This is a genomic window from Sporofaciens sp. St.21A7, assembly GCF_059728535.1.
The window spans coordinates 1700961-1723058 of record NZ_BAAGFN010000001.1 but is presented as its reverse complement, the minus strand read 5'-3'; the positions used below and the strand labels follow the sequence as shown (position 1 = coordinate 1723058).

Below are 22098 nucleotides of genomic sequence, written 5' to 3'. Positions count from 1 at the left end.
ATACCTTATTGGACGAAGTCCACCCGCCCTGCAGGGGCATGCATTACGGGATGCCCCTACGGGTATACTATGTTGATAGTATAGCAATTTCAAACGGCCGGTTCAACAGAAACTTGATAATCCCTTCCCCCTATGCTAAAATAAACCAAACACAGACAGGAGGAACCGTTTTTATGGGATTATATCTAAACAGCAAAAAAGCTTCCCTTCTCTACAAAGACGAAACCGAATCCACCTATTTTGTTGATAAAACCGCAATGCTTGACGAATTGATTCCTCTCATCGAACCCAATCTCAGAGATAAGAACCAAAAATATATCTGCATCACTAGGCCCCGACGTTTTGGTAAATCCGTGATGGCAAGCATGATTGCCGCCTATTTCGGTAAAGGAAGGGATTGCCGTCCGATTTTTGATTCTCTGGCTGTGAGTTCCCGGAGTTGGTATACGACTCACCTCAATCGGCACAACGTCATCTATATCACTTTAAACTCCCTGCCTTCCGGCTGCAAATCCTATCGGGAGTATATCGACCGAATCAGCAAACGCATCCTGCGCGACCTGATTCAGGCATACCCAAAGGCCAGCCTGGCAGAGTCAGACGCCCCTTGGGACGCATTGAATGAGATTCTGGAGTCTGATACAGAAGACGTCCGTTTTATTTTCGTGCTGGATGAATGGGATTTCATTTTCCACAGAGATTTCGTTTCAGATAAAGATAAGGCTGAATATATTGATTTTCTGAGCAACCTGTTAAAAGACCAACCCTATATAGAATTTGTCTATATGACCGGAATTCTGCCGATTGCCAAGTATTCCAGCGGTTCCGAGCTGAATATGTTTCTTGAGTATGATATGGCGACGAAAAAGAAATTCAGCGGCTATTTTGGTTTTTTGGAATCTGAGATCGATACATTATTTGATATCTATTGCAAGGAGACGGCAAATCCGGAAATCACACGGGACAGCCTGCGCATCTGGTACGACGGATACTGTACCGTTACCGGGCGGCGCCTTTACAATCCCCGCTCAATTGTATGTGCATTGTCTGACAACCAGCTCTCGAACTACTGGACAAGTTCCGGGCCTTATGATGAGATTTTTTACTATATCCGCAACAATATTGACGATATCCGGGATGACCTTGCACTAATGATTGCCGGAGAACGAATTCCGATTGTGTTGTTAGGATATGCGGCCACAGATTCGGAATTAAAGTCAAAAAACCAGATTTATTCTGCAATGGTTGTATATGGTCTCCTTACTTATGAAAATGGCGCTGTCTTTATTCCCAACAAGGAACTGATGGATAAATACAATGAATTGCTGCTGACCAATGACAGCCTTGGTTACGTCCACCGTTTGGCAAGGGAATCTGAGAAAATGCTCACGGCAACCTTATCCGGTGACACAAAAACAATGGCTGAGATTCTGGCATTTACCCATAATACAGAAACGCCCATTCTTTCGTATCACACTGAAACAGAGCTGTCCGCAGTAGTCAATCTTGTCTATTTGTCCGCACGCGACCGTTATCGTGTAGAGCGTGAAGATAAGGCTGGCAAAGGGTTTGTTGATTTCATCTTTTATCCTGAACATAGTAAAGCAGACGGAATCATTCTGGAATTGAAGGTCAATAGTACGCCGCAAGAAGCAATCCGGCAGATAAAAGAGAAAAACTATGGTCTTCGTTTCAAAGGCAAACTCGGAGAGAAAAATAGATATACCGGAAGGATATTGGCTGTTGGAATCAGCTATAATAAGAAGACCAAAGAGCATTTCTGCAAAGTGGAAGTCCTTAAACGTGCTGATAAATAAAGGAGGCTGTTGCAAAATAACAGCCCCTTTTCATCATTAACTTCTCATAATATCCCCGTCATCAAACGGATCTCCGCACTCCGGACAGAACTTAGGCGGTTTCGTCGCGTCTTCCGGCTCCCAGCCGCACTTATCGCAGCGGTATTGCGGGATTCCCGCCGGTTTTGGCGCTCCGCATTCAGAACAGAACTTCCCTTTATTTACAGCGCCGCAGGAACAAGTCCAGCCTGCTGCCTGACTCGGTTTCGGCGCTCCGCATTCCACACAGAACTTCCCGGTATTACCGCCTGTACCGCAGGAACACGTCCACCCATCCTGGGACGCCGGCTCTGCATGATTTCCCTGTGAAGCCCCATACGCCCCTCCTGCCGGATTTTGCGCCGCCGGATTTGCCGTCGCCTGTCTCTGTCCCATAGCATACAAATCCTGCAAATTCATGCCGCCAGCCTGAGACGCCATGCCCATTCCCATGAATCCGGACATCGCCCCGTTCTTATTTCCTGCCGCCGTGCGCATAGCGTCTGCCTGTGCGCCTACCAGCGTCGCCGCAGCCATTCCCGGATCGCGCATGACAGCCGATTTCTGGAGCTGCTTAATCATCTCCTCATCTTCCTTGGATGCCGTCACACTATTCACTCCGAGAGAATAGACCATGATTCCTCGAAGCTGTGTCCATTTCTTTGACAAGACCTCATTCAGCGCATCCGACAGCTCTATGGTATGCCCAGGCAATGCGCTGTAGCGGATTCCCATCTCCGAAATCCTGGCAAACGCCGGCTGCAGCGCCGTAAGCAGCTCTGATTTCAGCATCGAATCAATCTGATCTCTGGTATACACATATCCTACATTTCCGCAGACATTGGCATAAAATACCATAGGATTCACAATCCGATAGGAATACTCCCCATTACACCGGATGGAAATATCCACATCCAGCCCAATATTCCGGTCTACCACACGGAAAGGCACCGGATTGGGCGTCCCATATTTATTGCCCGGAATCTCCTTAATATTCACATAATAAATCCGCTGGTTCCGTCCGGCGCCGCCCCCAAACTGGAACCTCCGCCACGCCTCTTTCGCAATCCCCTTCAGGCCTTCCACAAAAGAGCCTCCGAACATGGAAGGGCTGGTCTTCGTGTCATAGGTATACGCCCCCGGCTCTGCACAGGCGTCAATCACCTTGCCATCCTCCACAATAATCATACACTGCCCGTTCGCTACGGCAATGTGGGAGCCGTCCGTGATAATATTGTCGTCCCCCTTCCGGTTCGCCGAGCGCCCCGATACACGTTTTTCTCCTTTTGCCACCAACACATCCGCATCCAATGCATCACAGCAAAAATATTCCTTCCACTGATCTGCCAATGTTCCGCTTGCAGCCGACCATGCCGCCCTGATTAATCCCATAATTTTTCTCCTCCTATTCTAGTGTACTGACCACCCGAAGACATACTTCAACCCTCAAAACTTTCCGCTTGTTCCGGAACTGTTAGAATGCATCCCGCTGCTGCCGCCGCTGTCGGAATGACTCTCTGTCTGCCTCTTTGTCCGCGTCACAGTATGATACAAAAACCTATCCGAACGATTGAACAGATGAAAACTATCCGCCTTCATATATTCCATGGCGCCATCCCGGCTCACCCTGGTATTCATGCTCCTCTTCCAAGACAGCACAACGCCGAAAGACACCGAGAAAGACAAAAGGAACGACACCCCTACAATTAATGGTATCCGCCATCCTTCCCCGTAAGGGTGGTCTTCCGTATACGGCTCTCCTTTCTCTGCAGCCGCCAGATAATCGTCCGCCATAGACACATATCTGTCAAATGCATCGTAGAACTCTCCGTCAGACAAATCATCCAGAATCTTCTCTCCCAGCCGCTCTCTTCCGTATGTAGTGAACGCCGCCTGCGCCGCCCCGAAGCCTACCAGCCCCCAGTCCCGCTCTGCCATGCTGATGGCAAGCATCACGCCGCTGCCCGAAGTTCCTGTCCCCAGGCCATACTCCGCAAAAATCTGCTCCTGCCAGATCTTAATATCTCCTCCGCCGAAATCCGGCGTTGTTACAATATATACCCCGGCTCCATATTGTTCTGAAACTCTGGAGCATTCCTTCTCAAGAGCTTCTTCCTCTTCTGAGGTCAGAAGACCTGCGTCATCCTGAACCCATCCCTCGAATCCCGGATCATTTCCCGCCGCGGCCACTTCCGGCATTCCGATTCGACTCTCTGCTGCCAATCCGGCAATCCATATGATTACCATACACAGCAAGAGCCTTCCTTTTGTATATAATTGGTTGGCCATCATAACACACCTCCGAATAACAGAATCCCGACAACGGAACATACCACCGTCCCAATCGCCGTGAATCCACAGAGATATTTCCAGAAAGCGCCCTTGTCTACCGGCAGTTCGCCTACCATCTTGCCGGTCTGCCCGTTAATGGCAAACTGATACTTCCGTCCCCCATAGACCGTCTCGAACAGCCAGACAGGCAGTAAAGCATACAAAACCTTTCCCTCCTGAGACGCAAGACGCCGCCTTTTCACCGTTACAGTCTCGTACCCTTTAACCGTACTGCGCAGCACCTGTTCGGCAGTGTTATACAACCTCTGTTTCGCCCTGCCCATTGCCGTCTTCGCATCTACATCGTATTTATCCGTCTCATACCCCGCCAGATAAGCCTGCCTGAAATCCGTCAGGCCATTGTAATCAAAAGGCTCGATGGACTCCGTCGTATTATCGTCCATCTCCACGCTTCCGTCCACAGGCACATGGACGAACTCCATCGTCCCCGCCCGGGAGACGAGATAGTAAGACGTCTCCACATAGTCGTAATCACTGTCGCTCCACGCCCTGACCCGGGTTGCATGGAAACTCATATCCGCACTCGCCTTGCAGTCGAACAGCCAGTAAGGGACATAGCATCCCCGCAGGTTCTTTAGATAACTGCGGTCCCGGAAATTTTTCGGCAGCAGGCGTTTCCCCTTGCAGAAATGCATCATCTTCTGCCGCGCCTCGTCTCCCTTCACCTGAAAGGGAATCATGACGTCCGGCTCAAATTCTCCCGATGAAGCCGCCTGAATCACCACTACATTGTTGCAGTAGGGGCAGACCGTACTCACCGTATTCTCGTCGGCTTCAATCTCGGCGCCGCAAGAAGGGCAGATATATAATCCGTCCTCCGTTCGTTTTGCTCCCTGTTCTTCCTTCCGGTATTCCCAGTCCAAATCCTGCTCATTCGGCGACTGCTCTTCCCGCTCATACTCCTCCATGGTTTCCAAATCATACTGATTCCCACAGCTATTACAGGAGAGTTTCTGAGTCTTCGGCGAAAACACAAGAGCTGCCCCGCAGCAAGGGCATTTATATTGTACAAAATCCATTTCGTTCTCCTCTTTATATCAAATACTATCCTATACGGTAAAACCACCCAGACAAGTTATACATCCATCAGGCTATCTAAGGCAGCAAAAAAGCCCGGATAAGACACATCCACACACTGGCTGTCCTCAATCACCGTCTCACCTTTTGCAGCCAGCCCCGCAATGGAAAACGCCATCGCAATCCGATGATCCAGACAGCTCCGGATATGCGCCCCCGAAAGCCCGGTTCCGCCTTCGATAACCATCCCGTCGTCCGTCGGCGTAACCTGGGCTCCCATTGCCCTTAAATTCTCCGTCACCGTATCAATCCGGTTGGTTTCCTTTACTTTCAGTTCCGCCGCATCCTTGATTACCGTCGTACCTTCCGCGCAGGCCGCCATTACGGCTATCATGGGGATTTCATCAATCAAAGCTGGAATCAGGCTGCCCCCAATGGTTGTTCCGTGAAGCATACTGTATCTGACCAGAATATCAGCCGTCGGCTCGCCGCCCCCACAATGAAGACCGCCAAAATACTCCTGCCCCATCCGGCAATTCCCTGTCCCCGTTCTGTCTTCATCCCACATATTCCTAGGGTTCAGATACGTAATATCCGCCCCCATCGCTTCACAGACCTTGAGTATCCCCGCCCTTGTGGGATTCGTCCCTACATTGCGGATTAAAATCTCTGCGCCCGGCACCAATAGCCCTGCCGCTATGAAATATGCCGCAGACGATATGTCTCCCGGTACTTGAATCTTCTGTCCATAAAGCTGCTTACAGGGCATTACTCCAGCCGTAGCACTGCCGTCCTCATGCACCTCGGAAGTAACGTCCGCCCCAAAGGCTCCTAACATCAGTTCCGTATGGTTACGGGAAAGGGCCGGCTCGGTCACAGACGTCCCGCTGTCAGCGTAAAGCCCCGCAAGAAGGATTGCAGACTTCACCTGGGCCGAAGCCACCGGCGACTGATATCGAATACCATGAAGCGCCCCCGGTTCTATCCTAAGAGGCGCGCACCCATTATCCAGGACACTCCCGATACGCGCACCCATACGGTTTAATGGCGTCATAACCCGTCCCATGGGCCGCGAATTCAAAGACGCATCCCCGGACATCACAGATACAAAATCCTGCCCCGCAAGAATTCCTGACATAAGCCTTGTGGTCGTCCCGCTGTTGCCCACATCCAACGTCCCCTCCGGGGCAGACAACCCGCGAAGGCCCTGGCCGTGTACCAGAACCGTCCCATCCTTCTGCTCAATCTCAATCCCCATTTTCCGAAAACATCCAATGGTAGACAGGCAGTCTGCCCCCTGAAGGAAATTCGTAATCTCCGTCGTTCCCAAAGCAATGGAGCCAAGCATAACGGAACGGTGGGAAATTGACTTATCCCCCGGCACCGTCACTTCTCCCTTAATTCCTCTTTTCGGATAAATATTCTTAACGCTCATAGACAACATACCTGAATTTCTGCAATAATTCCGCCGCCCGTTTTGAAGACGCCTCATCATAGAATTCGATACGCAGAACCCCTTCTTCAAACTCTCTGTTATGTACAATCCCGATATTTTTAAGGTTCAGATTATTCGACGCAAGGATGGCCGCAATCGCCGCAATCCCTCCCGCCTCGTCGATAATGTCACAGTAGACCTCATACGCCTTCTTGATGGGACCTGCCGATGATGCCGGAATGGAATTCCTGTAGTTTCTGGAACTGTCGAACAGATGATAAATTCCCTGTTCATCCTCCCTGTCAATCATCTCCTTTGCCTTCCCCAATGCCTGAATATATTCCCCAAGAATCCGGGAAATATATTCCTTATTCTTTAGGCAGATATGCTGCCACATGGTAGGCGAAGAAGAAGCAATTCGGGTGATATCCTTAAATCCACCGGCTGCAAGATTCTTCATCAATTCCTCCTTAGTGTCCGTATCCCGCACAAAATTCACAAGACTGGCCGCAATAATATGAGGAAGGTGGCTGATAGTCCCGGTCACATAATCATGTTCCCGGTAATTAAGGAGAACTGGGATTGCCCGCAAAGCCTCCACGAACTCCACATACCGGTCAACCTTCTCCCTGGCCGCACGGCTTGCCGGCGTCAATACATAATATGCATTCTCAATCAGCATTGCCTTAGAATTCACATAGCCGCTCTTCTCAGACCCCGCCATGGGATGCCCTCCGATAAAATACGGCTCAAGCCCCAGAGCCTCCACCTCCCGGTGGATATTCGTCTTCACACTCCCCACGTCCGTCAGGATACAGTCCCCATGGAGATATCCTGCAACCTGCTTCAAATAAGCCGTATTATAAGAAACCGGCGCACACAGGAATATATAGCTGCATTGATGAAAATTATCATCAATCGTAGTTGCAGCTACATCAATCACCGATTCCTGCGTCGCCAGCGCCAACGTCTCCTTATTCTTATCAAATGCCACAATCTCATAATCCGGAAAATACTGCCGGATTGCCCTTGCAATCGACCCGCCAATCAGTCCCAGACCAATAAACCCGATTTTCTGTCCCATAATTCTTCTCCTTTGATTGGTCTATCTGATTTATTTTACCTTAAAATCACCCCTTTTGTCAATATTTTACCAATTTAATGTATTAAAGTTCATTTATCCCAGAAAGGTTCAGCAAAATCCTCGTCACGAACCTTCCGTCCTCCATAGCAAAATCCGTTCCGCCGTTATAACGGGACGCCGTCTTCATAATGCTTGCCGTACCAATCCCCTCCCCGCTTCTGGACTTGGGAATTCCCTTCTGAAACCGGATATCATCGGCACAGGTATTGGTACACTGAATGACAATCTTACTCCCTCTTTTCGCGATATAGATATCAATCTCCTGCTGCATTTTCCCGGAATTTACGCACCCGTGGATTGCATTTTCAAACATATTCGCCAAAATCGCGACCCAGTCAATATCACGGATGGGGATATCTGCCGGCACTCCCGCATCTATATTCACATCAATCTGCTTCTCCTTCGCCTGCCTCGCATAGACAGACAGGATGCTGTTCACGACCGGATGCCCGCAGACAGGTTTTGCCCTCCTGCTCTCTACATCTGCGCCGTATTCTTCCAGATAACCCAACAGATTCTTCATATCCCCTTTTTCCACATAATCCCTGATAAGGAGAATATGATGACGTGCATCATGGCGAATCCGCGCCGCCTCTTTCTCAGATGTACCAACAATGTCAAGCTGACTACGGATAAGCTGTTCATTCAGCTCTAACAGTTCCTTCTCCGTCTGGTAATGGTGTTCCATGCCCAGATGGATATACAGATGGAGAACCGTATACTGCAAGAACCCGGCCATTGCCAGTACAAAGAACGCCCGCACCATGTTGAAAACCGAAAATCCCTGAAGGTTCGGCCAATATGCCATAATCGCACCGAGAAATACCGAAATAAACAGGGCGAACGTGCTGAACAGATCCATCTCCTCCACCAGGAAATCCACATTGTCCAGAAATTGTTTTCTAAGTTTCTTCCATGTAACAATCAGAATGATCCCATAGCTCAGGAAGCGCACCAGGATATCCACCCACAGATTCCCGCCGAACCACCAGCGCGCCACATCTACCCCCACAAACGTACCCACAGAAAACATGTAAAAAGAAGCTGCAATCTTATACAGTGACAGATAGATGACCTCCTGGCTCATCAGGCTGCAGAAAATCCCACTGACCGGAAGAAACGAAAGAGCCGCCATCTTGACAAAGCTTTCGTTCGCCAGAAGATACCAGAAGCTATACACCGCCAGAATCACCAGGCCGAAAAGAAAATAGAAACACACCGTCTTCTTCATTGGAAATCGCGGACGGTCCAGCATCAGAAAAAAAGACAACATCAATATAACACTCAATCCATTACGCAAAAATGCAACCCAAAAAGAACCGCCTAACATCTTTTGTCCCTCCCCGTTCAAAAAATGTCATTTCATGACACTTCTTTCCTACTATAGCATAAAGAATATTATTTTCTTTCTACATGGGATAACTCATGATTTATCTGGGACAAAAAAGAGACTGCCGGAAACCGCTCTTTCCGGAAGCCCCTCTAACGCTTCTCTTCGCCGCTAAAATAATAGGAGAAATAGACCTTCTTAAATTCGGCAGACACATTCCTGGGAATATAGATCCTGCATTCATTATCCATCAGAATCTCTTCCCTCTCCACCGACATCACATGATTCAGATTCAGGATATAGGAACGGCCGCACCTGCTGAACTGGGCAAAGGGTTCCAGCATCTCCCACAATTCCCTTGCCGTCATACGCACCCGGCATTCTTCCGCATTCAGGTACAACATCTGATAATTCTTCTGTGACTCGCAGTAGACGATGTCGTCCGGCTTCATCTGCCGGATTCCGCCTCCTGCGACCTTTATCATAATCTGATCCTCCCCCGCCTTCTTCATCTGCTTTAACACAATGTCCATGGCATGGAAGAACCTTTCTTTCTCAAGAGGTTTCACAAGGTATTGAAGCGCGTCCACGCCGTAAGCTTCCAACGCATATTCCTTAGATGTGGTCAGAAAGACGATAAACGTTTTGCACTCCTGCTTCCGCAATTCCACCGCCGCCTCAATCCCGCTCTTTCCCGACATAAAAATATCCAAAAGCAAAAGATCCGGCGCATACTCCTTCTTGGCAATCCTCTCCAGAAGCTCCTCCGCACTCCGAAATCTGTCTATTCTGTATTCATCCGTTTCTTTTGACTCCTGATATGCTGCCAGAAAATCTTCAATTTTGTCAAGTTCCCTCTCATCATCGTCACAAAGCGCAATGAAATACATCAAGACGACACTTCCCTTCTAAAACTCCTCTATTCCTCGGAGGTATATTCCTCTATGATCGGCGGAACCTGAGACAGCAGGTTATCAATATCTTCAAACATGGCGCTCTTGGTTGTACCGTGTCTTGCCGCTTGATTAATATGCTTGATAACCTCCTGATACTGCCCTTTTACCTGATCAAAAAAGCCACACAAAATCTGAAGCGCATTCTTGGATTGGCCAATCACTCCGGAAATCTCCGTATGCACATTGACCGCCCCTTCCGCAGACTGGGTAATCTCATCGAACATGTCGTAGGTTTTCTGCACCTTCTGAATGCTCTCCCCCAGCGCCTCCTGAGAGGTTGTAATACTATTGTTCAACTGCTCTGTTCCCTGCTCTACATCCTTAATACCGGAGTCCACTTCTTTCGTCAGCCCCTTAATCTCGTCCGCAAGCTTCTTGACCTCTACCGCCACCACTGCAAAGCCTTTTCCCTGCTCACCTGCCCGCGCCGCCTCAATGGATGCGTTGATTGCAAGGATATTCGTCTGGTCGGCAATCGACACAATCTTATCGGTACAGAGCTTAATCTTCTCCACAGCCTTCTGCAGTTCTGTGAAGGTATACTCCATCTCGCTGAAATAATCCGCCACCTGCATGGAACTGCTTTTCAGCTCCGTCACCTCATCCTGGGCCTGCTGGACGGACTGTGCCACCGTATCCTTTACCTGGGCGAATCCGCCGGACGCCTCCTCGATGCTCACAAAATTCTGCTCGAAATCTGCCAGCCTCTCCTGAAAGCGCTCCGTCTCCTTCAAGACCGTCCCGAAAGAACCCCGGATTTCATTCAGCTCCCACAGGGAATCCACTTCCTTCTGGACCATTTCTTTCTCGTACTCTTTTAACGTATTCATGACATGCACAACCGGATACAGGTTCTCTTCATTCTCCGCCGCCACGTCTTCCTGACGCTTATTCCTTCTCCAAAACAACATAACCCTCTCCTCCTTTACTCAAACACCACACAGGTCATAGACTGGTTCACAAATCGGTTGTTGTAGTGTTCCCCATATCCTACAAACCCGACATGGTTCCCAAGCTTCTCCATATCCTTCAGATATTCCTGCATATAATGGTTCTGAGTAAAGAGCAGATACCGGAACAGGCAGTTTACGGAAAATACGGCTGAAATCTTCGTGAAATCCTGCCGAATCGTCTGAATGGTATTCCTTACGGTCTCCCGGTAATCCCCAAGCTCCAAAAGCACTAAGACATCCGAATCATTCACCTGCCGGAAACAGACCAGAGAATCGCCCTTCACTTCTTTGATGGAAACGATACAGACGTCATCGCCGTTCAATTTACCGAAAGGATTCTGGAAAGTACGCGTCGTGATCTCCTGCTCCGTCACATGGAGAATCTCCTGATAGACCTGCTTCGCCGGCCTTCCGTTCAATGCTCCCAGTACATAATTTGCCTTATCCGTCCGGGACGCAATAAACCGGTAGTTCTCCATCTGACGGTAGATATTCTCTTTGTACGCCTTCACTTTACCGCCCAAGTTCCTCACCACGGCATACGCCACGGCATCCTCATAGATCCTGCCGTTTGCAGACACTTTTCCGCCGTCGCCGGTTCCGCCTACCAATGAAATGTTCCTGCGCTTGAGCACCGAATAAATCGTGGTCAGCACACAGGCATCGTTCCCGGCACAAAAGTCAATGCAGACCGTGTCGTTCTGGGTCGCCTTGACGCTGTTCACATCCTTCACCAGCCGGTCAATATACCGGACAGGCATCACGGACACCTGTTCTAACACATTCGCCGCCACAGTGACTCCTTCCGTAAATGCAACGACGCCGACTCCTTTCTCAACCACGGCTGAATCGTAGCACATTCCAATACACCCAATACTCGGAACGCCGGGATAGAGTTCTTCCAGCTCTTTTACATGTCTTTCAAACTGCTCACTGTTGGAAAACAGCATAAGAAGCTGCGGCCTGCTGATACCGCGGACCGCTTCCTGCAGATTTCCACTCTGGCTTTTCCCAAAAATCTGTTTCATTATGTAAGTTCCTCTCTTTGCTTGTCGTAATTATATATTATATGTGATAATCCTATCAAACGTCAATTAGATTTTTTTGCTTTTCATTTAATAATACTTCACATTGACCGTTTTTCCCAGATTTCCGGCGCACTCTTTCAACTGCTCCACCAGGTTCATACGTACGCTCAGGTCGAATGGAAGGTTTGAGTTCTTATGGGCTACATTCATCGCCTTCCCGACGAACAGGTTCAGCTCCGTACACTCTTCGATTATCAGCTTCGCCAGTTTCGACGCACCGTTGTCCGCATCTAGTTCATCAAAGAACGCCTCGTCAAATTCATCGTGTTCATACCGCCTTAAAAGCCCCAGAGACTTCCCTATGGTCAGGACTCCCTCTGTCACCAGATCCAGCCCTTCCATGGACGCGGTAGGCGGAACGGCAGGGTCCGCATAATTCACTGACGTCACGATTTCCCGTTTTAATACCCTGGACGTAATATTTGCACTGGTGCCGCCGCAGACCACCTTCTTTCCTTCCTGCTTCATAAAGTCCCTGACCACCCTCTCGTCGTCTTCCTTGTGAGTCGGAGGACCGGTAAATATATTGACAATCCGCCGCTCAATCACCCTTGCCACGGCAACCGTCGTATCATCCCCCGGTTTGCTGCCATACAGGTCGTCGCAAAGCTGGCTTAACATCGCCGCAAGGCGGGACGCAGAAAGGGTCTGCTTCGTACATTTCAGAGTATAATCCGCCATATCCTTCCAGGTCCACCCCAGATTCATAAGCTCCCCCTCGCCTGCCCAGATGACGCCGTCGCTCATCAGCACAAAACAGTCTTTTAACTTCACCTGAAAACGGTACTCACGGATGGATTTGCCCTCAATCTCCCTTTCCTGATACGGGTAATCCACGACCTTCCCATCCCTCACGAAAATGCACAGAGGGTTGTCGAATTCCACCAGATAGGCTTCCCCGCCATGAAAAATCTGAAGGATACTGAACGTCGCATACGCCGCCTGACGCACCCTGCAGACCGGCAAGGTCTTTGCAATCGTCTCCACACAGGACTCGATTGACGCCCCCTCACGGAACATTGTCCCAAGAATCTTAGAAGTGAGGGTCGCCAGTATATTTGCCTTGACCCCACTCCCCATACCGTCTGCGAGAATGACAATCTGGGAATCCTTCGTCTTCAATATCTCAACTTTGTCCCCGCACAGCTCTTCCCCGTGTTTGTTCAGGCTCTTCCAGGATATATCTACACTCACGCTCATACTATTCTTCCTCTTCAAACAGAATCGAATCCCTAAGCTTCGACAGCGTCACTTTCGTCTCTGCCGTAGTTTCGCCCAACAGCCCTGCAATCTCCTGAGCGACCATCATCTGTTTGTCAATGACTTTCTGCGCCATCTCCACCGTCTCAATCTTCAGGTTATAATGCTGTTCTTTCGCCTTCTCTTCTTTTGTAATATCCTGATAGGTCACTAGCACGGATTCCAAACTGTCGATATAGATAATCGTCTCAAGCACTTTCAGCTTCACAGTTTCCAGATTCATCTTCTTGTGGATAATCTGCTGTCTGGTGGTGAGCACATCGGAAATATCCTTGTCGTCGATGAATTCAAAGATATAGCGTTCCAGCGCTTCTTCTCTGGATACGCCAAGCATCTCCATGGCTTTCTTGTTGCATTCCCGGATTCGCATGTCCTTGCCAATGATCAGAATCATGCTCGGCGTCACGTCCATGACGATATTCGACATGGACTCTGCCTGGGCAAGGGCATAAGGCAGGCACATGCCAATCTCTGCCTTCTTCTGGAATACGGCTGCCGCCTTCGCACGGCAGGTAGCGTACCCGCAGGCCCCGCAGTTCAGCTCGTCTTGTCTGGTATATTTGCCCATGGCATGGAGCACCTGCTCCATCTCCTTGTCGTCCGGCTGCCGGTCCACCACATGGCGGTCCTTAAATTCCTTGCGAAGATCAAGACTGCTGCCGTCAATCCCTTCCGCCGCTTCCCGATGCTTCACCTGTCTTTCGATATCTATCTTGGCGCGAACTTGCGACTGTCGCCACTTATCCGAAGCAGGTCCCTTGATACATCCGCCTTCGCATACATTTACCTCGAAAAAGCAGTTGCGAATCTCGCCTTTCTTCAACTCTTCAAATAATTCCATACAGTTTTTCAGGCCGTCAATATGTACTTTATAATAGGAATCCTCCTCCGTCCCCGCCAGCACCGACTGAATCACCCCTCCGCTTACGGGGTAGAGCCGGTTCACCTCAGGGCTTGGGTTGCCCATCGGCTGGTCGAAACACTGGTGGATATCGATTCCTTCCGCCCTCCACCATCTGGTAATCTCCTCGAATGTCAAAATAGCGTCGATTGCTCCCCTCACACGTTCGTCCCCGATTGCCTCTTCCTTCTTTGCGATACACGGCCCTAAGAAGACCACCTTGACGTCTTCTCCGTAAATGCTTTTAATCAAGCGTCCATGAGCCACCATGGGGGATACCACCGGAGCCATGAAGGGAACCAGAGAGGGGTAATATTTCTCAATCAGGTCATTGACGCTTGGGCAGCATGTGGTGATGATATTCTCCATCTGCTTCTCCTCAAGCAGCCTTGCGTACTCTCCTGTGACCAGAGCAGCGCCCTCCGCCGTCTCCCGCACCTCGGAGAAACCCAGACGTTTCAGGGCGTCTACCACCTGTCCCGGCGTATCGTACTCAAGGACTCCCAGATAGGAGGGCGCAATGGAGATAATGGTCTTCATGCCCTGTCTTAAATAGCCCTTTACCCGATCCATGTCGCTTGCAAATGTCTTCGCGTTCTGCGGACAGACCTCCAGGCAGTGCCCGCAGTTGATACAGTGGTCCTTCATGATGTGCGCCTGCTCGTTCTCTACCGAGATCGCTTTTACTTCGCAATGGCGCACACATTTATAACAATGCCTGCAGCTTGCATCCTTAAAATCGATTACCCGCATCTTCTCGCCTCCAGTATGATTTCTTTAATAATTATATCAAAACAAGCTTAACCGCTCAAGTTTTTTTGACAGGTTTTTACGTCCTTTGTCCGGCAATACTAAAAAAATGAAAAATTTTTCCAACACTTCCCCCCCTGATTCGTTATAATAGTGAAAGCCGCAAAAGGAGGATGGACAGAAGACATACATGGCGGAAAGCTTTTGGTTTTGGACGATGTAAGAATCACCGGGCTTAGCGCCGAAGAATTACAGATGCTTGAAAGCCTGCATGTAGCTGACTCCATTTTACAGACGAAGCCGGGGCAGCCCACCTGCATACCCTTAGCATCTCTCCTGATATAGAGATTTTCATTCTTAGGGGAGACCTGACTAGGGACTTGCAGCTACTGGTTTGTCTCTGTGGGCATTGTTTTCTTAAAGCTCAACGGAAAAACTTCCCAACAATTCCCACGCCGCATCACGTTCTTTCTTCTGTTCGGGTGTAAGCTGTGCATAGGGGCTTAACATCGGATGCACTCTTGCGTCATCATTACGCGCCGCTCCATAACTCCAATTATAAAAGGTATAGAAACGGAGCCAGCGCAGATGATCCAGTTTGCGGTACATATCCAGCACGGATTCATCCCTTTTCGTCTCACAGTATTTCTCATACGCCTTTTCCACCGTATCGGCGCTGAAATCCGTGAGCGTCTCATCCTCTAGGAGAATGCGGATCTTCATCAGAAGGTGATCTGCTGCAGTAATCTTGGACTCCCGGTGAAAATCATCCAGTTCATCCCAGCTCAAGGTCGGATAGGAAACTGATTTGCAAAAAATCTCATTAATTGTAATCGCCGCCCTGTTCAATGCAGTACGCATAATCTGGTTCGGTGTGTAAATCTCCTCATTGGTTCCAAAATAGCACACTCCCGGCGCTTTCCGGTTACTATGCAGATGTATCTGCCCATGAATCTTGTAAAACTGGTTCAGCCGCCAGAATATATTCCACCCTTCCGGTTCGTCATCCGGGCAGATAATGATGCGGTCTGCCCGCTCTAAAAGCGTATGGCAGGATTCCCATAATCCGTCATGGAAAATCAAGGAATCTCTCTCCTCTGATTCCTCCCCCAACGAAAACATCTCATCCAAATGGCTGTGCATGGCAAGAAATTCTTTTGCATCCCCGAAGATATGGTAAGCTACATGCTGGTCTACCGAAATAATATTCGTCAGGATTGCCCGTTCCAGAATGCAACGCCCATAGTTTCCAAAGCCAATCAGTACAATCGTATTTTCATAGCTGCATAAAGCCCTGGAACGCCAATACTGTCTGGCACAGCAGTCATAGCTGTGAAAAAAATTAATGTTTCCGGAGAGATGGTCATGTCCGTTGGTCGTCCTTGCATAGACCTCTACGGGTAATTTATGTAAATCAATCGCACGACTGTTTACGCCGATGTCGTTTTCTTTCATTAGAAAAATCTTACATCTGGCGCCTACATCTTTCTTGCAGGCAACGATTCTTGCCGGGGACGCACTGAGAAACAGACAGGGATAATCCGGGAACTCCATCTGCTCGTCTCTTTTTTCTCCATAGATAATTACTGCGTCCGGGTCTTCCTTATATATGTTTTCTGCCAAAGTGTTGGCCTCCGCGCCGTAATCAGCAAAATAATACCAGTTCTTCCTCCGCTGGAAGCCGAGCATGAGGAACGGCAGACCTTCGCTTGTTACGAAGGAAATGACGGCGCCGAACAAGGTCATCATCATTCCTGCCGACAAAAACAGGAACACGACGCCTACGCCATGTCCAAGCGGCGTTACCGGCGTTAAGTCACCGTAACCCACGGTTGTAAGCGTGACTAAAGAATACCAGAATGCATCGCTGAATGTGCGGATGGTCGCACTGCTGTCCGAATATTCGGAAAAATAAAGAAGCATAACCAGCACGATATAGATAAATAATAAAAGTGCAGTCATGTACAGATAGATTTTTTTTCTTCTTTTCATGGGAATCTGTCTCCTTTTCAGCCGATGTCATCGTATGATTATAAGATATTATACCACATAGGCTGTCAAAGGAAATATATCTGTCAGGGATTTCAAAAGTTAATTTAATATTTACTTTAGAACACTATTTTGCTAATATAAGTAAGTAATTATTTAGTTATGGCATGAGAGAAAAGGAGGAAGAACATGTTAGAAAAGCTCTTCAAATTGAAGGACAACAACACAGACGTGCGGACAGAGGTATTAGCGGGCATCACCACGTTTATGACAATGGCGTATATCCTTGCCGTAAATCCCAGTATCCTTGCGGTTGCAGGAATGGACCAGGGCGCTGTGTTCACGGCGACGGCGCTGGCATCCTTTATCGGTACGCTTCTGATGGCGTTTCTGGCGAACTATCCGTTTGCCCTTGCACCCGGGATGGGATTGAATGCATATTTTGCATATACCGTAGTTCTTGGTATGGGGTACGAATGGGAGGTCGCGCTTACGGCAGTATTCGTCGAAGGTATTATATTTATCGTCCTGTCCCTGACGAATGTGCGCGAGGCGATTTTTAACGCGATTCCGCTGAACCTCAAAGCGGCGGTCAGCGTTGGCATCGGTCTGTTCATTGCATTTATCGGGCTTCAGAATGCGAATATCGTTGTAGGAGGCGCTACGTTGGTAGAGCTGTTTTCCATAGAAGGTTATAATCTTGCCAATGGTGTGACGGCGGGCTTTCATGATGTGGGGATTACGGTCCTGCTTGCGATTGGAGGCGTTGTGATTACGGGGATTCTGGTCATTAAGAATATCAAAGGGAATATTCTGTGGGGGATTCTGATTACATGGATTCTCGGAATCATCTGCCAGCTTGCCGGAATTTATGTCCCGAATCCGGAACTTGGGTTCTACGGCCTGCTTCCGGATTTCAGCAATGGGCTGTCTATCCCGAGCATTATGCCTGTTTTTGGCAAACTACAATTCAATGGGATTTTTACACTGAATTTTATAGTCGTCATCTTTGCATTTTTATTTGTAGATATGTTTGATACCATTGGTACGCTGATTGGCGTCGCTTCTAAGGCTGACATGTTGGATGAAGAAGGGAAGCTTCCCAAAATCAAGGGCGCGCTGATGGCGGATGCGGTCGCTACCACTGCCGGCGCTGTGCTTGGGACTACTACGACTACCACGTTCGTTGAGAGCGCTTCCGGGGTGACGGAGGGCGGCAAGACGGGGCTTACGTCTGTAACCACGGCAATCCTGTTCGGGCTGGCGCTGTTCCTGTCTCCGATTTTCCTTGCGATTCCATCCTTTGCAACGGCTCCGGCATTGATTGTAGTTGGGTTTTATATGCTGACGAATGTTGTGAACATTGATTTTAACGATATCTCCGAGGCGCTTCCGTGCTATATCTGTATTGCGGCAATGCCGTTTTTCTATAGTATATCCGAAGGGATTTCGATGGGAGTGATTTCTTACGTGGTCTTGAATCTTATTACAGGGAAAGCGAAAGAGAAAAAAATCAGCTTGTTGATGTATGTTTTGGCAGTATTGTTTATTTTGAAATATATTTTCCTGTAACATTTCATTTGTGATGAAAAAGAACGCCGGCGGGAATTAAGTTTTTATCCCTTAATTCCCGTCGGCGTCCTTGTTACCCTAATGCGTCTCTCCCATTACTTCCACAATGTCCTCTCCATTTTTCACCGCCGCCTCAATGGCATACTCCAAACATTCAGCAATCATCCCAAGGGACATGAACGGCGTCCCGTTGGGTTTTTCTACCGCCTGCTCCGCCGCAAAGGGCACATGGATAAATCCTGCGCGGATACGGGGATATTTCGTCGCGGCCATATGAAGCACTTGGTACATAACGCTGTTGCACACATAGGTTCCCGCCGTATAAGAAATATGGCAGGGGATCTTGTGAGCACGGATATTCTTCACGATTGCCTTCACCGGAATCGTCGCATAGTATGCCGGTTCCCCGTTTTCCTGAAGCGGCATATCCGACGGCTGCTCACCGTCGTTGTCCGGGATACACGCCTCCGCAAGGTTGAGCGCCACCTGCTCGATGGTCACACAGGAACGTCCCCCTGCCTGCCCTACATTTATCACGATATCCGGCCCGTATTTCCGGATTCCCTCCTCCACAGCCAAGCTGCTCCTTGAAAATGCAGTCGGTATCTCCAACTTAACAACCTCGGCTCCCGCTATCTCGTCAGGCAGCAGCTTAACCGCCTCAAACGCTGGATTCACCGACTCTCCCCCAAAAGGATCAAAGCCCGTAACTAATACTTTCATTTTCATTTGCCTCCCGCTTATTTTACCGCAATACTTGATTGCCCCGTACGCACATTCCCTTTACATATCCGGCTTCGACGCCTGAGAAAAAGAAATAACCGCTTCATTCTTCTTCATGAACAGCAGCCCGAAGGCCCCAGGCCCGCAGTTACTTGCAATCGCAGAGGATGCTTTTTGCAGATATACCCTCTCAAACGGGCAATACTGCCGTACAAGCTGTTGGATGTATTTTAGTCTCTCTTCGTCCATCCCAGCATAGGTAATGAACAGGATCCGCCGATCAATGTGCCTTGCATCCCGGAACACCCTGCGCACATAGCTTCGCGCCATATGGGAAAAATCTCCCATTTCAAGGCCTCCCACCGTCATCCTGCTCTTACGCAGATGGATGACAGGATGCAAAAGCAACGCATCGCAGAGTACCTGCACCCGTTTGGACACCCTCCCTGCCCGACACATCATATGTGTGCTGTCGATGATGAATGCCGAAGAAATATAGTCCCTAAGCGTCTTCACATTCTCGATAATCTCCCTCTTCGAGGCATGGTGTTCTGCCATATAGGCGGCAAACAGCACGATAAGCCCCATACTGCTGGAAAGATGTCCGGAATCGATGACCGTGACATTTTCAAATGATTTCGCCGCCTCCACCGCATTAAGGTATCCGTCGCTGGCATGCTTTGCCATGGTAATATGAATCACATTCTGGGCTAAGGTCAGCTTCTCAGCAAAAAACCGCTCGTAATCCTCCACCTCCGGCGGCTGGGAATATCCATAGTGTCCCTCTTCCATATGCACCAACAGCTCATCCGCCCTCAGCTCCAACTCATCCAAGAACCGTCCCTCTTCCGTACATACATAGTACGGACACACGGAGATACCGAACTCCTTTTTTAGGGATTCCGGCAAGTCGCACACACTGTCTGTAGTAACCAGAAGCGAAATACGCTGCGTCTGCTCAAATATCAGGAAATCTTTCCCTATATCCGACCGATCGACGCCCTCGCTCATTTTTACCAATTCCTTTGGCAGAATGCTCAGCACAGCCACCTCTAGGAGCGCGCCGCTGACCGGCTTCGCCAGATAGCCGCTGAAACCTTCCTTCCGATAGAGAAGCTGATTGTCACTGCCCGCATTTGCAGTTAATGCGATTACAGGCACATTCTGGCACAGCCCGCCCGGCTGGGTGCGCAGCGCATGAAAACATGCAATCCCGTCCATCTCCGGCATTAGGTGGTCCATCAGGATACCGTCGTAGTGCTGATCCTGGGTCTTCGCCAGACATTCCGCCCCGCTCATCGCTATATCGATCTGGATTTTCGTATCCGAGAGCAGCTTTTTCACTACGGCAAGGTTCATTTCATTATCATCGACCACCAGTATATGGGCGTCCGGCGCCTCAAAACTCTGCTTGTAGCGCTCTCCTTCATGTACCCTCGACCGGGAATCCAAGGTAAATGTCCCCAGTTCCTTATCGTCAATAATATCCTGCTCCAGCATGACGACAAACTTCGAGCCTTTAGTATAGACACTGTTGACGGTGATTTCTCCGTCCATCAGCTCCACGAGCTGATGGACGATGCTAAGCCCCAGTCCCGTACCTTCGATATGGCGGTTCTTTTCTTCATCCACCCTTCGGAACGCATGGAAGATATAAGGAATGTTTTCCTTTTTGACCCCCTGTCCCGTATCCTCCACAGTATACCAGACGCGCACCCGATTCAGCGTCAGCCGTTCGCACCGGACGGCTAACGTGACAGAGCCCTCTTTCGTATACTTTACGGCATTGTTCAAGAGATTAATCAAAATCTGCTTGATGCGTACCTCGTCCCCGCAGAGCATACTTGGAATCGAAGAATCGATATGGAGCCGGAATTCCAGCCCCTTCTCCTTCGCCTTAATCCAAATCATATTGACGATTTCCGAAAAAAGCTTCCCTGTCTCATAAGATACTTTAACAATCTCCATTTTTCCTGACTTAATCTTGGACAAATCCAGAATATCATTGATCAGCGTCAGCAAAAGCTTGCTGGCTCCCTGAATGTTCCTCGCATTCTCTGCCACCTCCGGCGGTATATCCCCCCGCAGGATAAACTCATTCAAGCCGATAATCGTATTGATGGGCGTACGGATCTCATGGCTCATACTGGAGAAAAAGTGATTCTCCGCCCGGTTCAGTTCCTCAATCTCTTTCTTCTGCTGCCGCGAAAGCTCATTTTCCTGCTCATAGATCTTATTCAGAAACATGAGCAGTACGCTGATCAGCATTCCCACCAGAATAACCGAAAGGGCAGAATCGAAAAACGAACTTCTTGACGTATTCCGCACAACAAACTCCGGTACATAGAAGGCGATATAATAACAGAGAAACGTCTCCATCACACATAACAGGAAAAACGTATACATGCGCCTTCCTTCCAATGTAATGCAGATGTATATGAAACAGATCACGAACCACTCAGGTACTCCGCTGTAAAATCCCCCTGCCGTGAAGAAACTGATCGGGAACAGGATCAAGAGCAGTATGGAAATCGCCGTAGCCCCTGCGTGGATACGGTCTTTCCGGATACTGACTTTCACAATCACGGCTATCATGGCAATACTGATGGGCAGCAGAATCAAATTCAGCTTCGTTTTGACCATAAACAACATACACATCAGCGCAACCATACAGATGAACGTTACAATCCGAAACATACGCTCCCGCAAGCTGACCCTATGATCAAAGATGACAGTAATCCAATTTTTTATCACGCAATTTTTCCTCCTCTCAATACGTGCGTACTCTTAGAA

At 49.0% G+C, this 22098-nt stretch carries 17 protein-coding genes; 3 read left to right on the top strand and 14 right to left on the bottom strand.

Annotated elements, in window-relative coordinates; translation table 11 throughout:
* Positions 1-173: 173 nt before the first annotated feature.
* On the top strand, positions 174-1817 hold the full coding sequence (locus tag AC6I3O_RS08515; protein WP_497850515.1) for an AAA family ATPase: 1644 nt from the start codon (positions 174-176) through the stop codon (positions 1815-1817).
* Between the two features lie 36 nt (positions 1818-1853).
* Here AC6I3O_RS08515 and AC6I3O_RS08510 read toward each other — a convergent pair whose 3' ends face one another.
* The 11 genes from AC6I3O_RS08510 to AC6I3O_RS08460 all read right to left on the bottom strand — a co-directional run bounded on the left by AC6I3O_RS08510 (position 1854) and on the right by AC6I3O_RS08460 (position 15024).
* Entirely contained in the window at positions 1854-3227 is a 1374-nt protein-coding gene (locus tag AC6I3O_RS08510) for an SPFH domain-containing protein (protein WP_497850514.1), read from the bottom strand.
* A 54-nt stretch (positions 3228-3281) separates the two neighbouring features.
* Entirely contained in the window at positions 3282-4127 is an 846-nt protein-coding gene (locus tag AC6I3O_RS08505) for a TPM domain-containing protein (RefSeq protein ID WP_497850513.1), read from the bottom strand.
* Entirely contained in the window at positions 4124-5206 is a 1083-nt protein-coding gene (locus AC6I3O_RS08500; protein ID WP_497850512.1) for a TFIIB-type zinc ribbon-containing protein, read from the bottom strand. Before AC6I3O_RS08500 ends, AC6I3O_RS08505 begins: the two co-directional genes overlap by 4 nt.
* 56 nt (positions 5207-5262) lie before the next feature.
* On the bottom strand, positions 5263-6639 hold the full coding sequence (gene aroA, locus AC6I3O_RS08495; RefSeq protein ID WP_497850511.1) for a 3-phosphoshikimate 1-carboxyvinyltransferase: 1377 nt from the start codon (positions 6637-6639) through the stop codon (positions 5263-5265).
* Positions 6629-7723, bottom strand: a complete 1095-nt coding sequence (locus AC6I3O_RS08490; RefSeq protein WP_497850510.1) for a prephenate dehydrogenase/arogenate dehydrogenase family protein — start codon at positions 7721-7723, stop codon at positions 6629-6631. The genes aroA and AC6I3O_RS08490 overlap by 11 nt, the downstream gene beginning before the upstream one ends.
* 82 nt (positions 7724-7805) lie before the next feature.
* On the bottom strand, positions 7806-9113 hold the full coding sequence (locus tag AC6I3O_RS08485; protein WP_497850509.1) for an ATP-binding protein: 1308 nt from the start codon (positions 9111-9113) through the stop codon (positions 7806-7808).
* A gap of 152 nt (positions 9114-9265) precedes the next feature.
* Complete coding sequence (locus AC6I3O_RS08480) at positions 9266-10003, bottom strand: LytR/AlgR family response regulator transcription factor (protein ID WP_497853440.1); 738 nt, start codon at positions 10001-10003, stop codon at positions 9266-9268.
* A 29-nt stretch (positions 10004-10032) separates the two neighbouring features.
* Positions 10033-10980 carry a methyl-accepting chemotaxis protein gene (locus AC6I3O_RS08475; protein ID WP_497850508.1) on the bottom strand — a complete coding sequence of 316 codons (948 nt, stop codon included), beginning with the start codon at positions 10978-10980 and terminating at the stop codon, positions 10033-10035.
* Positions 10981-10994: 14 nt separating this feature from the next.
* Positions 10995-12050 (bottom strand): FIST signal transduction protein, encoded by a 1056-nt coding sequence (locus AC6I3O_RS08470; protein ID WP_497850507.1) that lies wholly within the window; start codon positions 12048-12050, stop codon positions 10995-10997.
* 87 nt (positions 12051-12137) lie between these two features.
* Positions 12138-13310, bottom strand: a complete 1173-nt coding sequence (locus tag AC6I3O_RS08465; protein WP_497850506.1) for a SpoIIE family protein phosphatase — start codon at positions 13308-13310, stop codon at positions 12138-12140.
* A 1-nt stretch (position 13311) separates the two neighbouring features.
* Positions 13312-15024: a [Fe-Fe] hydrogenase large subunit C-terminal domain-containing protein gene (locus tag AC6I3O_RS08460; protein ID WP_497850505.1), complete on the bottom strand. Its 1713-nt coding sequence runs from the start codon at positions 15022-15024 to the stop codon at positions 13312-13314.
* A 207-nt stretch (positions 15025-15231) separates the two neighbouring features.
* Here AC6I3O_RS08460 and AC6I3O_RS08455 point away from each other — a divergent pair, with 207 nt between their 5' ends.
* Positions 15232-15366, top strand: a complete 135-nt coding sequence (locus AC6I3O_RS08455) for a hypothetical protein (RefSeq protein ID WP_497850504.1) — start codon at positions 15232-15234, stop codon at positions 15364-15366.
* 72 nt (positions 15367-15438) lie between these two features.
* Here AC6I3O_RS08455 and AC6I3O_RS08450 read toward each other — a convergent pair whose 3' ends face one another.
* Positions 15439-17013, bottom strand: a complete 1575-nt coding sequence (locus AC6I3O_RS08450; protein ID WP_497850503.1) for an ion channel — start codon at positions 17011-17013, stop codon at positions 15439-15441.
* A 186-nt stretch (positions 17014-17199) separates the two neighbouring features.
* Between AC6I3O_RS08450 and AC6I3O_RS08445 the strand changes: the two genes are divergently transcribed.
* Positions 17200-18582, top strand: a complete 1383-nt coding sequence (locus AC6I3O_RS08445; protein WP_497850502.1) for an NCS2 family permease — start codon at positions 17200-17202, stop codon at positions 18580-18582.
* A gap of 78 nt (positions 18583-18660) precedes the next feature.
* On the opposite strand, the gene pcp is transcribed toward AC6I3O_RS08445, so the two are convergent.
* Together pcp and AC6I3O_RS08435 are read right to left on the bottom strand one after the other, a co-directional pair.
* Positions 18661-19305: a pyroglutamyl-peptidase I gene (pcp, locus tag AC6I3O_RS08440; protein WP_497850501.1), complete on the bottom strand. Its 645-nt coding sequence runs from the start codon at positions 19303-19305 to the stop codon at positions 18661-18663.
* A gap of 60 nt (positions 19306-19365) precedes the next feature.
* Complete coding sequence (locus AC6I3O_RS08435) at positions 19366-22059, bottom strand: DegV family protein (protein ID WP_497850500.1); 2694 nt, start codon at positions 22057-22059, stop codon at positions 19366-19368.
* Between the last annotated feature and the right edge of the window lie 39 nt (positions 22060-22098).

Coding starts and splice junctions, on each gene's coding strand:
- AC6I3O_RS08485 (WP_497850509.1), bottom strand. CDS start 9,113: ATGTTAGGCGGTTCTTTTTGGGTTGCATTTTTGCGTAATGGATTGAGT.
- AC6I3O_RS08450 (WP_497850503.1), bottom strand. CDS start 17,013: ATGAAAAGAAGAAAAAAAATCTATCTGTACATGACTGCACTTTTATTA.
- AC6I3O_RS08510 (WP_497850514.1), bottom strand. CDS start 3,227: ATGGGATTAATCAGGGCGGCATGGTCGGCTGCAAGCGGAACATTGGCA.
- AC6I3O_RS08480 (WP_497853440.1), bottom strand. CDS start 10,003: ATGTATTTCATTGCGCTTTGTGACGATGATGAGAGGGAACTTGACAAA.
- aroA (WP_497850511.1), bottom strand. CDS start 6,639: ATGAGCGTTAAGAATATTTATCCGAAAAGAGGAATTAAGGGAGAAGTG.
- AC6I3O_RS08490 (WP_497850510.1), bottom strand. CDS start 7,723: ATGGGACAGAAAATCGGGTTTATTGGTCTGGGACTGATTGGCGGGTCG.
- AC6I3O_RS08445 (WP_497850502.1), top strand. CDS start 17,200: ATGTTAGAAAAGCTCTTCAAATTGAAGGACAACAACACAGACGTGCGG.
- AC6I3O_RS08460 (WP_497850505.1), bottom strand. CDS start 15,024: ATGCGGGTAATCGATTTTAAGGATGCAAGCTGCAGGCATTGTTATAAA.
- AC6I3O_RS08515 (WP_497850515.1), top strand. CDS start 174: ATGGGATTATATCTAAACAGCAAAAAAGCTTCCCTTCTCTACAAAGAC.
- pcp (WP_497850501.1), bottom strand. CDS start 19,305: ATGAAAGTATTAGTTACGGGCTTTGATCCTTTTGGGGGAGAGTCGGTG.
- AC6I3O_RS08475 (WP_497850508.1), bottom strand. CDS start 10,980: ATGTTGTTTTGGAGAAGGAATAAGCGTCAGGAAGACGTGGCGGCGGAG.
- AC6I3O_RS08465 (WP_497850506.1), bottom strand. CDS start 13,310: ATGAGCGTGAGTGTAGATATATCCTGGAAGAGCCTGAACAAACACGGG.
- AC6I3O_RS08470 (WP_497850507.1), bottom strand. CDS start 12,050: ATGAAACAGATTTTTGGGAAAAGCCAGAGTGGAAATCTGCAGGAAGCG.
- AC6I3O_RS08505 (WP_497850513.1), bottom strand. CDS start 4,127: ATGATGGCCAACCAATTATATACAAAAGGAAGGCTCTTGCTGTGTATG.
- AC6I3O_RS08500 (WP_497850512.1), bottom strand. CDS start 5,206: ATGGATTTTGTACAATATAAATGCCCTTGCTGCGGGGCAGCTCTTGTG.